Origin of the sequence: Streptomyces luteolifulvus (assembly GCF_008806595.1) — a bacterium.
Lineage (GTDB): Bacteria > Actinomycetota > Actinomycetes > Streptomycetales > Streptomycetaceae > Streptomyces > Streptomyces luteolifulvus.
This window is the reverse complement of sequence record NZ_VZRB01000006.1, coordinates 218978-231863: the sequence shown is the minus strand read 5'-3', so window position 1 is coordinate 231863 and position 12886 is coordinate 218978. Positions and strand designations below refer to the sequence as shown.

The 12886-nt window shown below is 70.5% G+C and carries 11 protein-coding genes; 4 read left to right on the top strand and 7 right to left on the bottom strand.

Translation table 11 applies throughout. From position 1 onward, the window contains the following. Positions 1-30: 30 nt before the first annotated feature. The 4 genes from F7R91_RS11530 to F7R91_RS11510 all read right to left on the bottom strand — a co-directional run bounded on the left by F7R91_RS11530 (position 31) and on the right by F7R91_RS11510 (position 6651). Positions 31-2157 (bottom strand): SpoIIE family protein phosphatase, encoded by a 2127-nt coding sequence (locus F7R91_RS11530; RefSeq protein WP_150947283.1) that lies wholly within the window; start codon positions 2155-2157, stop codon positions 31-33. 296 nt (positions 2158-2453) lie between these two features. Next, positions 2454-3146: a cytidylyl-2-hydroxypropylphosphonate hydrolase gene (gene fomD / locus F7R91_RS11525; protein WP_150947281.1), complete on the bottom strand. Its 693-nt coding sequence runs from the start codon at positions 3144-3146 to the stop codon at positions 2454-2456. 79 nt (positions 3147-3225) lie between these two features. Continuing rightward, positions 3226-4611, bottom strand: coding sequence for a class II fumarate hydratase (locus F7R91_RS11520; RefSeq protein WP_150947279.1), 1386 nt, complete (start codon positions 4609-4611; stop codon positions 3226-3228). 375 nt (positions 4612-4986) lie between these two features. Then, entirely contained in the window at positions 4987-6651 is a 1665-nt protein-coding gene (locus F7R91_RS11510) for a fumarate hydratase (RefSeq protein ID WP_191971444.1), read from the bottom strand. 395 nt (positions 6652-7046) lie between these two features. Here F7R91_RS11510 and F7R91_RS11500 point away from each other — a divergent pair, with 395 nt between their 5' ends. Beyond that, entirely contained in the window at positions 7047-7727 is a 681-nt protein-coding gene (locus F7R91_RS11500) for a DUF1707 SHOCT-like domain-containing protein (protein WP_150947273.1), read from the top strand. A gap of 185 nt (positions 7728-7912) precedes the next feature. Further along, positions 7913-8290: a WhiB family transcriptional regulator gene (locus tag F7R91_RS11495; RefSeq protein WP_150947271.1), complete on the top strand. Its 378-nt coding sequence runs from the start codon at positions 7913-7915 to the stop codon at positions 8288-8290. Positions 8291-8495: 205 nt separating this feature from the next. On the opposite strand, the gene glpX is transcribed toward F7R91_RS11495, so the two are convergent. Then, positions 8496-9530 (bottom strand): class II fructose-bisphosphatase, encoded by a 1035-nt coding sequence (glpX, locus tag F7R91_RS11490; RefSeq protein WP_150947269.1) that lies wholly within the window; start codon positions 9528-9530, stop codon positions 8496-8498. A gap of 126 nt (positions 9531-9656) precedes the next feature. Here glpX and F7R91_RS11485 point away from each other — a divergent pair, with 126 nt between their 5' ends. Continuing rightward, positions 9657-10181: a DUF4245 domain-containing protein gene (locus F7R91_RS11485; RefSeq protein ID WP_150947267.1), complete on the top strand. Its 525-nt coding sequence runs from the start codon at positions 9657-9659 to the stop codon at positions 10179-10181. An 81-nt stretch (positions 10182-10262) separates the two neighbouring features. Here the strand turns inward: F7R91_RS11485 and F7R91_RS11480 are convergent, their stop codons facing one another. Beyond that, complete coding sequence (locus F7R91_RS11480) at positions 10263-10517, bottom strand: exodeoxyribonuclease VII small subunit (protein ID WP_150947265.1); 255 nt, start codon at positions 10515-10517, stop codon at positions 10263-10265. A gap of 9 nt (positions 10518-10526) precedes the next feature. Next, entirely contained in the window at positions 10527-11735 is a 1209-nt protein-coding gene (gene xseA, locus F7R91_RS11475) for an exodeoxyribonuclease VII large subunit (RefSeq protein ID WP_150947263.1), read from the bottom strand. A 110-nt stretch (positions 11736-11845) separates the two neighbouring features. Between xseA and F7R91_RS11470 the strand changes: the two genes are divergently transcribed. Then, positions 11846-12862, top strand: coding sequence for a 4-hydroxy-3-methylbut-2-enyl diphosphate reductase (locus F7R91_RS11470; RefSeq protein WP_150947261.1), 1017 nt, complete (start codon positions 11846-11848; stop codon positions 12860-12862). Positions 12863-12886: the final 24 nt, after the last annotated feature.

Below are 12886 nucleotides of genomic sequence, written 5' to 3'. Positions count from 1 at the left end.
GGCGCCCCGATCGGGGCGCCCTTCGTACCGCTACCCCCGGTTCAGTTCGAACCAGACGACCTTCCCCGTACTCAGCCGAGTAGCGCCCCACCGCCGAGCCAACCTGTTCACCAGATACAGCCCACGCCCACCCTCATCCGTCGCCCGCGCCTGCCGCAGCCGAGGCAGCTGCGGCACATCGTCACCGACCTCGCAGCGCAGCACATCCGTGCGCAGCAGCCGCAGCGTGACCGGACGGGAGGCATAGCGCACGGCGTTGGTCACGACCTCGCTGACCAGGAGCTCGACGGAGTCGCTGAGCTCCTCCAGACCCCAGCGGGACAGCGCGCGCCGGGCCAGGCGCCGGGCCCGGCCGGGGGCCGCGTCCTCCGGCTCCAGGAACCAGTACGCCACGTCGCTCGGCGCGATCCCGTCGAAGCGGGCGGCGAGCAGCGCGATGTCGTCGTCCCGGTCGCCCGGCCCGAGCATGTCGAGCACCTCGTCGCACAGCGCTTCCAGCGGCGGCGGATGATCGGGGCCGGTGAGCTGCGCGGTCGCGGCGAGCTTCTCGCGCAGCTGCTCTATACCCGTCCACACGTCCCGGAGGCGGGATTCGACGAGCCCGTCGGTGTAGAGGAGCAGGGTCGCCCCCGCGGGCGCGTCCAGCTCCACGGCCTCGAAGTCGACACCGCCCACACCGATCGGCGCGCCCGGCGGCACCCGCAGCACCTCGGCGCGACCGCCCAGGTGCAGCAGGACCGGCGGGGGATGGCCGGCGTTGGCGATGGTGATGCGGTGCGAGACGGGGTCGTAGACGGCGTACAGGCAGGTCGCCATGCGGTCGGTGCCCAGGCGCTGGGCCTGTTCGTCGAGATGGTGCAGGACCTCCTGCGGCGGCAGGTCGAGCCCGGCGAGGGTCTGGGCCGTCGTCCGCAGCTGGCCCATGATCGCGGCGGAGGTCATGGAGTGGCCCATGACGTCGCCGACGACCAGGGCGACCCGGCTGCCGGGCAGCGGAATCGCGTCGTACCAGTCCCCGCCGACCCGCGCGGTCTCGGCGGCCGGCAGATAGCGGGACGCCAGCCGGACGCCCGTAGGCCGTGGCAGCGTCTCCGGCAGCATGGTGCGCTGGAGCTCGTCGGCGATGTACGCCTCACGTCCGTACAGCACGGCCTTGTCGATGCCGAGCGCGCTGTGTGTGGCGAGCTGGGCGGCCACCAGCAGGTCGTCGGCCTCGAAGGGGATGCGCTCCGGGCGGCGCAGGAACAGCGCGGCGCCGATGACCCGGCGCCGGCCGCGCAGCGGGGCGAGGATGGCGCGCTGTTCGGCGGGCACCACGAACTCGCTTCCTTCGCCCAGCAGTTCGGGCAGTGCGGCACGGGCGGCGGGCGTGTCCGTGAAGACGGGCCGCACCCCGCGCAGCACCTCGGCGAGCGCGCTGCCGGGCCGTACCTCGCACAGTTCGGTGCCGATGGTGTCCAGTTCGGAGGGCTCCGGCTGGACGGCGGGCGTGAACCCGCCGTCGGTGTCCCGCTCCTCCGGGATCCGGTCGGTGCGGCGCAGCCGCAGCACCAGCGGGCCGGTGGGCCGCTCGTCGCCGACCGGCAGCGGGTCGCGCAGATAGACGAGGATCGCGTCCGAGAAGGTCGGCACGGTGGCCCGGCACAGCCCCATCACGATCTCGTCGAGGTCGATGCCGCGGGCGATCCGCCGGGTCGCGGCGCCCACGAACCGCAGCCGGTCCCCGTCCCGCCGCATCGGCGTGGGCCGCCCGGGCGGCAGTCCCTGTCCGGAACGGCGCTCCTGGCCGGCCTGGGACACGGCCGTCCGGTCCTGGTCGGCGGCCGGCTGCACCGGGATGGCCTCGGCCTCCGGCACCGGCCGCGGACGGTGGGTACCGGTCTCGGCGGTGGCGGGCTGGGAGTGCTCGGGGCCGGTGCCGTCGGAGCCCACCGCACCCGAGGGGTCCTTGCCGTTGCCGCACGGCGTGGTGGTGCCCGGTGCGGTGGTGCCCGTGCCGGGCCTGGACGGCGTCTCTCCCGTCCGTCCCTGTGCGGGTAAGGCGCTCGCGCCGGCGGGCGCCGGGGGAGGCGCCGAGGAACGCAGGAGCGCCCCGCGGGGGTCCGCGGGGTCGGCGCCCGGCTGGGGGCGCTCGAACGAGGTGGGGTACTCCGTCACGCGTGTCGAATCCGTCCGTCCGGGGCTGCGCGCCGCGCGTGCAGTTCGTCCCGCAGGAATGCCGATACCCGGAATACGTGTCCCCGGAACGGAATCCCCGCGTGGTCAGAGGCTGTTCCTGTGCAACCGGGGCCCCGTGTGCGGCCCCTGCCGGTGTTGCCCTCGTACCCCTCGCTCACGTCCTGCCGCCCCTCGGTGACGATCGGTCAAGCCCAGCGCCTGCGCGGTAAGTTGCCCCAGCGTGCCCCTTGCGGAGGACGATCCTACGTTTCTTGCCCGGGGGCGCATCAAGGGTCTCATGAGGACATCTGCACGGGAGTGCGGTCCCAGTCCTCCGGAAGTGCGGGAACCGTCCAGGACGGATCCGGACGCCAGTGCTGCCAGCCGTCCGAGAACGGCGGGCCCCAGGCGCGGATCACCTCCACCGCGGACCGCCCCGCCTCCCGCACCAGCGCGGCCAGCCGGGCGTCCATCAGCCCGTCCTGCTGGGCCTGCGCGAACTCGTCCTCGTCCCGCCAGTGCCAACTGCGATCCGGGTGGACGGAGATGTCCAGGAAGTGGTCCTCGGAGTCGACCCCGCCGTGCCAACGCGCCAGCGGCTGTTCGAGGTTCACGTACCAGTTCTTGAACCGCCAGCCCGGCTCCCAGAACAGCCACACCGACCACGGCTCACCGGGGCGCGCCAGTTTCAGCACCCCGGTGCCGAACCACCGGTCGCGCTGCACCGTCCTGGGCTTGGTGTAGCGCGACTCCAGCGGTTCCTGGTGCAGCGGCGTGCCGTCGGCGAGCGCGGGCTTGACGCACTCGGTGCCGGGCGCCATCCAGACGGCGAGTATCTCGTCGTCGTCCCGTACGACGGTCACGGGGCGCGCGATATGGAAGCGTGCGCCGGCGTTCTCCCGGTACCGCCACAGGATCTGACTCCCGGGCTCCCAGTGCGCCGCCGACCCGCCCGCTTCCGCTCGTCTCATCGCTCCACCGCCTGCCATGGACAGATATTAGGTGCCATAGGCATACGACGCTGCGCTTCCGGTCATGGTTCACACGCCCGTCATCGGGCTCGTCCGGTTACGGGTGTGTCATCCGCAGCACATCCAGGGCCTCGTCCAGCTGTTCCACCGTCAGGTCCCCGCGTTCGACATACCCGCCCTCCAGGACGACCTGGCGGATCGTCTTGCGCTCGGCCAGCGACTTCTTGGCGACCTTGGCGGCCTCCTCGTATCCGATGTACTTGTTGAGCGGGGTGACCACGGAAGGCGAGGACTCGGCGTACTCGCGAGCCCGTTCCCGATGCGCGACGATCCCGTCGATCGTCCGGTCCGCGAGCAGCCGCGAGACTTGGGCCAGCAGCCGGACGGACTCCAGGACGTTCCTCGCGATGACGGGCAGCATGACGTTGAGCTCGAAGTTGCCGGCGGCCCCCGCGGCGGCGACCGCGGCGTCATTGCCGGTGACCTGCGCGGCGACCATCAGCACGGCTTCCGGAATGACGGGATTGACCTTGCCCGGCATGATCGAGGATCCGGGCTGGAGGTCGGGCAGGGAGATCTCGGCGAGACCGGTCCGCGGCCCGGAAGCCATCCACCGCAGATCATTCGCGATTTTCGTCAGCCCCACGGCGATGGTGCGCAGCTGCCCGCTCGTCTCCACGATCCCGTCCCGCGCGCCCTGCGCCTCGAAATGGTTGCGGGCCTCGGTGAGCGGCAGCCCCGTGACACGGGCGATCTCCTCGATGACGGCGGCGGAGAAACCGGGCGGCGTGTTGATGCCGGTGCCGACCGCGGTGCCCCCGAGGGGCAGCTCGGCGAGCCGGGGGAGCGAGGCGGCCAGCCGCTCGACCCCGTACCGCACCTGCGCCGCGTACCCCCCGAACTCCTGCCCGAGGGTCACCGGCGTCGCGTCCATGAGATGCGTCCGCCCCGACTTCACCACATCGGCGAACTCCGCGGACTTGCGTTCCAGCGAGGCGGCCAGGTGTTCGAGGGCGGGAACGAGATCGCGGGTGACGGCGGCGGTGGCGGCGATGTGGAGGGACGACGGGAAGACGTCGTTGGAGGACTGGGAGGCGTTGACGTGATCGTTCGGGTGTACGTCCCTGCCGAGCCGTTCACTCGCGAGGGTGGCGATGACCTCGTTGGTGTTCATGTTGGACGAGGTTCCCGACCCCGTCTGGAACACATCGACGGGGAAGTGGGCGTCCCACGCGCCCTCGGCGACCTCCGCAGCCGCGTCCTGGATCGCCTCGGCGACGTCCTTGTCGAGCACCCCGAGCTCGGCGTTCACCTTCGCGGCGGCACCCTTGATCCGCGCCAGCGCCTCGATGTGGGCACGCTCGATGCGCTGCCCGGAGATGGGGAAGTTCTCGACGGCACGCTGAGTCTGCGCCCGCCACTTGGCGTCCGCCGGAACGCGGACCTCACCCATGGAGTCGTGCTCGATCCGGTATTCACTCATGCCGGATACAGCGATCGGACGGGCGGTGTTGTTCCGATCCCTGCTCCGCCCGGGTGCAGGGCTTTCAGGCCGTCGGGTGTTTGGGGCGTGGCTGGGTGAGCAGTTGGGAGGTGGGGGCGGGGACCCGGTTCGTCCGGGGTTGGGGGTGTGGCTGTGCGGGTCGGCGGGGTCTGGGAATTCCAGCCGTCCGGTGCTTGAGGGCGCTGCTGTGCGGGCCGTCGGGGGGTCCGGGAATTCCAGCCCGTCCGGCGTTTGAGGACGAGGCCGTTCAGGCCGAACGGGGGTCCGGGGGGCGGAGCCCCCTGGGGCCGCGGGGGCCGGAGGCCGGGCCAGCTCACCCCCGGCCAGTCGGCCAGCCCCCCAACCGGCGGAGCCCTACGCGAGCCCGGGCCCCCGCACCGGAATCGACGTGAACGTCGGCGCCGGCGCCGGATCCTGGAAGAAGTCGTTGCCCTTGTCGTCGACGACGACGAACGCGGGGAAGTCCTCGACCTCGATCTTCCAGACCGCCTCCATCCCGAGCTCCTCGTACTCGACGACCTCGACCTTCTTGATGCAGTCCTGCGCGAGACGGGCGGCGGGACCACCGATGGAGCCGAGGTAGAAACCGCCGTGGGCGGAACACGCGTCGGTGACCTGCCTGCTGCGGTTCCCCTTCGCCAGCATCACCTTGGAGCCACCCGCCGCCTGGAACTGCTCGACGTACGAGTCCATGCGGCCGGCCGTCGTCGGACCGAACGAACCCGACGCATACCCCTCGGGCGTCTTCGCCGGACCTGCGTAGTACACCGGGTGGTCCTTCAGGTACTGCGGCATCTCCTCACCCGCGTCCAGCCGTTCCTTGATCTTGGCGTGCGCGATGTCCCGGGCCACGACCAGCGGGCCGGAGAGCGAGAGCCGGGTCTTCACCGGGTACTTGGTCAGCTCGGCGAGGATGTCGTCCATCGGCTGGTTGAGGTCGATCCGCACCACGTCGCCCTCGTCGAGGTGGGCGTCCGTCGTGTCCGGCAGGAACCGCGCCGGGTCGGTCTCCAGCTGTTCCAGGAAGACACCCTCCGCCGTGATCTTCGCGACCGCCTGACGGTCGGCCGAGCAGGACACGGCGATGGCGACCGGGCAGGACGCGCCGTGCCGCGGCAGCCGCACCACGCGCACGTCGTGGCAGAAGTACTTGCCGCCGAACTGCGCGCCGATGCCGATCTTCTGCGTCAGCTCGAAGACCTTCTCCTCCAGCTCCTTGTCCCGGAAGCCGTGGCCGAGCGGCGAGCCCTCGGCGGGGATCTCGTCGAGGTAGTGCGCGGAGGCGTACTTCGCGGTCTTCAGGGCGTACTCGGCGCTCGTGCCACCCACCACGATCGCCAGGTGGTACGGCGGACACGCGGCCGTGCCCAGCGAACGGATCTTCTCCTCCAGGAACTTCATCATGGAGGCCTCGTTCAGAACGGCCTTCGTCTCCTGGTAGAGGAACGACTTGTTGGCAGAGCCGCCGCCCTTGGCCATGAACAGGAACTTGTACGCGCCGCCGTCCGCCGCGTACAGCTCGATCTGCGCCGGGAGGTTGGAGCCGGTGTTCTTCTCCTCCCACATGGTGAGCGGAGCCATCTGCGAGTAGCGCAGGTTCAGCTTCGTGTACGCGTCGTAGATACCGCGGGACAGGGCCTGCTCGTCACGCCCCTCGGTGAGGACGTTCTGCCCGCGCTTGCCCATCACGATCGCCGTGCCGGTGTCCTGGCACATCGGGAGCACGCCCGCGGCCGCGATGTTCGCATTCTTCAGCAGGTCGAGGGCGACGAACTTGTCGTTGCTCGACGCCTCGGGGTCGTCGATGATGCGGCGCAGCTGGGCCAGATGGGCCGGGCGCAGATAGTGCTGGATGTCGTGGACGGCCTCCTCGGCCAGCTTGCGCAGCGCCTCCGGCTCCACCTTGAGGAACGTCCGCCCGTCGGCCTCGAAGGTGGAGACACCCTCGGAGGTCACCAGCCGGTACGGGGTGGTGTCCTCTCCCATGGGGAGCAGATCGGTGTACGCGAACTCAGGCATGTCGCCCATTCCTCACTTGACAGACAGCTGCCCGTCCTCCATTGGCGGGCGCCCACCAGCGTAGAACCTGCCACTGACGGCGAACCTGTGAGGTAAGGCTCAGTTCCCCGCACACAGGCACCCGCACCCCCCTAGGGGGTGTCGTTTGGATCATGCCGGCGTCGCGGGGTGTGGTGCGCACATCTGCGGCGTTGTCGTCGGTTGCCAACTCCCCCACTCTCGACTTCGCTCGAGCGGGGGGACCCCCATCGCGTTGACGCCCTCCTCCGCCTTGCAGCTGCACGCACCACACCCCGTTTTTCTCGGCTTGGCTGCAAGGCGCCGCTTCTCACGGCCAGCCTGATCCAAGCGACACCCCCTAGTCGCGATCTATCGCGTTTGGGTACGCTGCTGTCGTGGACCTTCAGAAGCAGACCGCGCCCGCCGTCTCCGAACTCCGCGCCTCGGACGCCGACCGCGACCGCATCGCGGACATCCTCCGTGAGGCCCTCGCCGAGGGCCGCCTGACCGCCGACGAGCACGCCGAGCGCGTCGAGGGGGTGCTGCACGCCAAGACGGTCGGCGAGCTGGAGGTCTTCATACGGGACCTGCCGGCCGCCCACCGCCGGTCCGCGCCGGCCTTCGCCTCGGCCCCCAACCGCCCCGCGGCGGCCCTGCCGGCCGACGCCGACGACAACGTCGTGGCCGTCTTCAGCAGCGCCGTCCGCAGGGGCCGCTGGCGCGCCGGCCGCCGTATCCACGCGTACGCGATCTTCGGCAGCGTCGAGATCGACCTGAGCGAGGCGCTCTTCGAGTACCAGCAGGTCGTGATCAAGGCGATCTCCGTCTTCGGCAGCGTCGAGGTCCGCGTCCCGGAGAACATCTCGCTGCGCGGCACCGGCGGCGGTGTCCTCGGCAACTTCGAGGTGGACACGCTGGATTCGGACGACCCCGAGGCTCCCGTCGTCTATGTCGACGGCTGGGCGGTGCTCGGCAACATCGAGGGCAGGCCCAAGCGGGGCAAGCTCGTGGCGGACATCCTCGACCGCGTCCAGCGCAAGGTCGACAGGGGTATGCGCAAGCATCTGGATCGTTGACGGTTGCGAATTCGACCTTCTCCGAAGGGAATTGGTTCACCCGCGGTCCCTTCGCGGTGTGCTCTCGGTGTGCCGCAACATCCCACGAAACCCAGCGGTTCGGAACTCAGTGCATAGGCACGCGCACAGCGGGTAGGCCTTGCTGCATCGTCTCTCGCTCGCGAAGCCGTCGTCAGGAGTAGACCGTGCTGCAACCGCCGCATTCGTCCCTGCAGGTAGCTGCCGTGCCGGCCCAGCGGGTGCCCGTGCGTGACAGGGACCAAGACGCACCGTGGCACACCGAGGCGGTGTGCCGGCGCGACGAGGCCGGCCTGTTCTTCGCACCTTCCAAGGAACCCACCGCCGCCCGGCTCTCCCGCGAGGAGGCGGCCAAGCGGGTCTGTGCGCGCTGCCCGGTGATGGTCGAATGCCGCGAGCACGCACTCCTGCAACCCGAGCCGTACGGCGTCTGGGGCGGCCTGACCGCAGCGGAACGCCGTGTGGTCCTGGCCCGCCGACGCCGCCGTGACGTAGAACTCCAGAAGGCCGCCCGAGCGACGAACCGCATAGCAAAGGCCGGCTAGTCGGCCCGTTCAGACACAGAAGGGGGCGCCCCCTCCGCACCGGGGACGCCCCACCTTCTATCACGCCGGGTCACCTCTGAGAAGCGGCCGGTTGACGTACCCGTGGGGCACGGGGAACTGCACGACCAGCCACAGACGACCCGCAGCCGCCTGCGCTCCGCAGCTCCCCGCCCCTCAGGCGTCTACTTCCAGTACTTCCAGGCGTCTACTTCGCGCGGTCGAAGTCGATCGCGCTGTACGCCCGCAACTTGCTGAGCCGATGCTCGGAGCTGATCCGGCGCACCGTCCCCGACTTCGACCGCATCACGATCGAGTCGGTCGTGGCCGTCTCCGACCGGTACCGCACGCCCTTCAGCAGCTCCCCGTCCGTGATGCCGGTGGCGACGAAGAAGACGTTCTCGCCGGACACCAGGTCGTCCGTGGTCAGAACGCGGTCGAGGTCGTGCCCCGCGTCGATCGCCCGCTGCCGCTCCTCGTCGTCCTTGGGCCACAGCTTGCCCTGGATGGTGCCGCCGAGGCACTTCACGGCGCAGGCCGAGATGATGCCCTCGGGCGTGCCGCCGACGCCGAGCAGCAGGTCGACGCCCGTGCCCTCGCGCAGCGCGTAGATCGAGCCGGCGACATCGCCGTCGGAGATGAGCTTGATGCGTGCGCCGGCCTCCCGGACCTCCTTGATGAGGCCCTGGTGCCGCGGCCGGTCGAGGATGACGACGGTGACGTCCTCCGGCGCGGACCGCTTGGCCTTGGCGATCCGGCGGATGTTCACGGCCACGGGCGCGTCGATGTCGACGAAGTCGGCGGCCTCGGGGCCCGTGACCAGCTTGTCCATGTAGAACACCGCGGACGGGTCGAACATCGAGCCGCGGTCGGCGGCGGCCAGCACCGCGATCGCGTTCGGCATGCCCTTGGCGGTCAGTGTGGTGCCGTCGATCGGGTCGACCGCGATGTCGCACTCGGGCCCGGTTCCGTCGCCGACGCGCTCTCCGTTGAAGAGCATCGGGGCCTCGTCCTTCTCGCCCTCGCCGATGACGACCACGCCGTTCATCGACACGGTGGAGACGAGGGTGCGCATGGCGCGGACCGCGGCACCGTCGGCGCCGTTCTTGTCGCCACGCCCGACCCAGCGGCCGGCGGCCATCGCCGCGGCTTCGGTCACCCGGACGAGTTCCAGGGCGAGGTTGCGGTCGGGGGCTTCGGAGGGAACTTCCAGCTCGGACGGCAGATGATGATTCTCGGTCATCGGAGCGCACCTTTCTGATACGACGACGGCCGGATGAGGGTATGCGCTCGACTCTATCGCCGGGCGGACAAAATGAGCAGTGGCCCCCACGGATGAGCGGAGCGGTGTACCTGCGACGATAGGGGCGTGGCAGGTTCGAACGGTAAGCAGAAGACGGTCCGGGACATGATCCTTTCCCTGGCCGTGATCGGGATCGCGGCGGCAGTCATCTATGTCTTCGTCCCGCACGACGACTCCGCTCCCGACCTCAAACGGGTCGACTACCGCGTCGAGCTCCTGACGGCACGACGGGCCGCGTCCTACCCGGTGGCCGCGCCGGAAGGATTGTCTCAGAAGTGGAAGGCGACCTCGGTCCGCTTCCGCGGCGACGAGTCCGACGCCTGGCATCTGGGCTTCCACACCCGCGACGGCGAGTACGTGCAGATCGAGCAGTCGGCAGCCCGCAAGCGGTCGGCGTTCATCGAAGAGGCGAGCCAGGGCTCGGAGGCGACGAAGACGACCCAGCGGATAGACGGCCGGACGTGGACGCGCTACTCGGGCGGCCGCTACGACGCCCTGGTGCTCACGGAGAAGGGCGCGACGACGGTCGTGGCCGGCACCGGGTCGTTCGCCCAGCTGACCGAGATGGCACGGGCGCTGAAGATGGCGTGAGCACACGGACGACGGACACGGGAAGGCCCCCGCGCCGGCAGCGCTCGGGCCGCCCGGCATCACCTTAGGTTCTAGTGGTCGTTATCCGGGCCGGCCGTCCCGCCCCTGCTCGGAGCCGTTCTCCCCGTCCTTTTCCTCCTCCGCGAGCGCCGCGTCGAGCCGCTTGCGCGCACCCTCCAGCCAGGTCCGGCACACCTTGGCCAGCTCCTCGCCCCGCTCCCACAGGGCGAGCGACTCCTCCAGCGTCGTACCGCCGGCCTCCAGTCGCCGTACGACCTCGATCAACTCGTCCCGCGCCTGCTCGTACCCGAGCGCTTCGTCCACGTTGCTGCTCATGCCCCCACCTTATGGATCGACCCGGACAGTGAACTCACCCTCGGCGACCCGCGCCCGGAGCGTCTCGTCCGGCGCCACCTCGGACGGGTCGCGGACCACGTGGCCGTCGGCCTTCTGCAGGACCGCGTAGCCCCGCTGCAGGGTCGCCGCGGGGGAGAGGGCCACCACGCGCGCGTGCGTGTGCGTCAGCTCCGAGTCGGCGCGGTCGAGGAGATGGCCGAGCGTGCGGCGCCCCCGGTCGAGCAGCGAGGCGACATGATCGGCCCGCTCGTCGATCATCCGGTGCGGATCCTCTATCGAGGGCCGGGCGAGCGCCTGGGCCAGCCCGCGTTCCTCGCGGTCCACGAACGCCACCATGCAGCGCCGCGCGCGGTCCCGCAGCAGCCGCACCCGCTCGTACTCCTCCCCGACGTCCGGTACGACCTTCTTCGCCGCGTCCGTGGGCGTCGAGGCCCGCAGGTCGGCCACATGGTCGAGGAGCGGGTTGTCCGGCTCGTGCCCGATCGCGGACACGACCGGCGTACGGCAGGCCGCGACCGCCCGCACCAGCTGTTCGTCGGAGAACGGCAGCAGGTCCTCCACGCTCCCGCCCCCGCGCGCAACGACGATCACGTCCACGTCATCCAGGGCGTCGAGCTCCTTGACGGCCTGGACGACCTGCGGCACGGCGTGCACACCCTGCACGGCGACATTGCGCACCTCGAAGCGGACCGCGGGCCAGCGGTGCCGCGCGTTCTCCAGCACGTCCCGCTCCGCCGCGGAAGCGCGGCCGCAGACCAGCCCGATGAGCTGCGGGAGGAACGGCAGGGACTTCTTCCGCTCGGGCGCGAACAGCCCCTCCGCGGCGAGGGACTTCTTCAGCTGCTCCAGTCGCGCGAGGAGTTCCCCGACCCCCACCGGCCGCATCTCGGCGGCCCGCAGGGACAGCTGCCCGCGCGGGGCATACCACTCGGGCTTGGCGAGGACGACGACCCGCGCACCCTCGCTCACCACATCGGCGACCGCGTCGAACACCTGCCGGTAGCAGGTGACGCTCACCGAAATGTCGTACGACGGGTCACGCAGCGTCAGGAACACCACACCCGCGCCCGGCCGCCGGGACAGCTGGGTGATCTGCCCCTCGACCCACACCGCGCCGAGCCGGTCGATCCACCCCCCGATGAGCCGCGACACCTCACCGACGGGCAGGGGGGCTTCTGGGGACGTGTTCACAGCCATGCCGCGAGCGTAACGGCCGCCGCCGACATCACGGCGCGCCCGAACCGGTCGCCGCTCCTGCCGGAACGTGACAGGTGCGCGATCTTCGGCGCCCCGGACGCGGCCTTACGATGGTTCGCATGACTGCTTCGCCTGGCCGCCGTGTCCTGCTCGCCGCCCCCCGGGGCTACTGCGCGGGTGTGGACCGCGCCGTGATCGCCGTCGAGAAGGCCCTGGAGCAGTACGGGGCCCCGATCTATGTCCGGCACGAGATCGTCCACAACAAGTACGTCGTGCAGACCCTGGAGAAGAAGGGCGCCGTCTTCGTCGAACGGACCGAGGAGGTCCCGCCGGGGAACATCGTCATGTTCTCGGCCCACGGTGTCGCTCCCGTCGTGCACGAGGAGGCCGCGCAAGGCCGGCTCGCCACCATCGACGCGACCTGCCCGCTGGTCACCAAGGTCCACAAGGAAGCCGTCCGCTTCGCGGGCGAGGACTACGACATCCTTCTGATCGGCCACGAGGGCCACGAGGAGGTCATCGGCACCTCCGGCGAGGCCCCCGAGCACATCCAGCTCGTCGACGGGCCCGGCGATGTCGCCAAGGTCGAGGTCCGCGACCCCTCCAAGGTCGTGTGGCTGTCGCAGACCACGCTCTCCGTCGACGAGACCATGGAGACCGTCGACGCGCTCCAGGAGAAGTTCCCCCAGCTGATCTCCCCGCCCAGCGACGACATCTGCTACGCCACGCAGAACCGTCAGCTCGCGGTGAAGCAGATGGGCGCCGAGGCCGAGCTGGTGATCGTGGTCGGCTCCCGCAACTCCTCCAACTCCAAGCGGCTCGTCGAGGTCGCCAAGCTGGCGGGCTCCCGCGAGGCCTACCTCGTGGACTTCGCCGACGAGATCGACGAGGCCTGGCTGGAGGGGGTGTCCACGGTCGGCGTGACCTCGGGTGCCTCGGTGCCGGAGGTGCTCGTCGAGCAGGTCCTGGAGTGGCTGGCCCGGCGCGGCTTCGAGGACGTCGAGCTCGTCAAGGCGGCCGAGGAGTCCATCACCTTCTCGCTGCCGAAGGAACTGCGCCGCGACCTGCGCGAGGAGGCCGAGGCTCTGGTCGCCGAGCGCGGCGGTTCCGGCGCCTCCGAGGAGTGACCGGGCCCCTCGGCAGAGTGACTG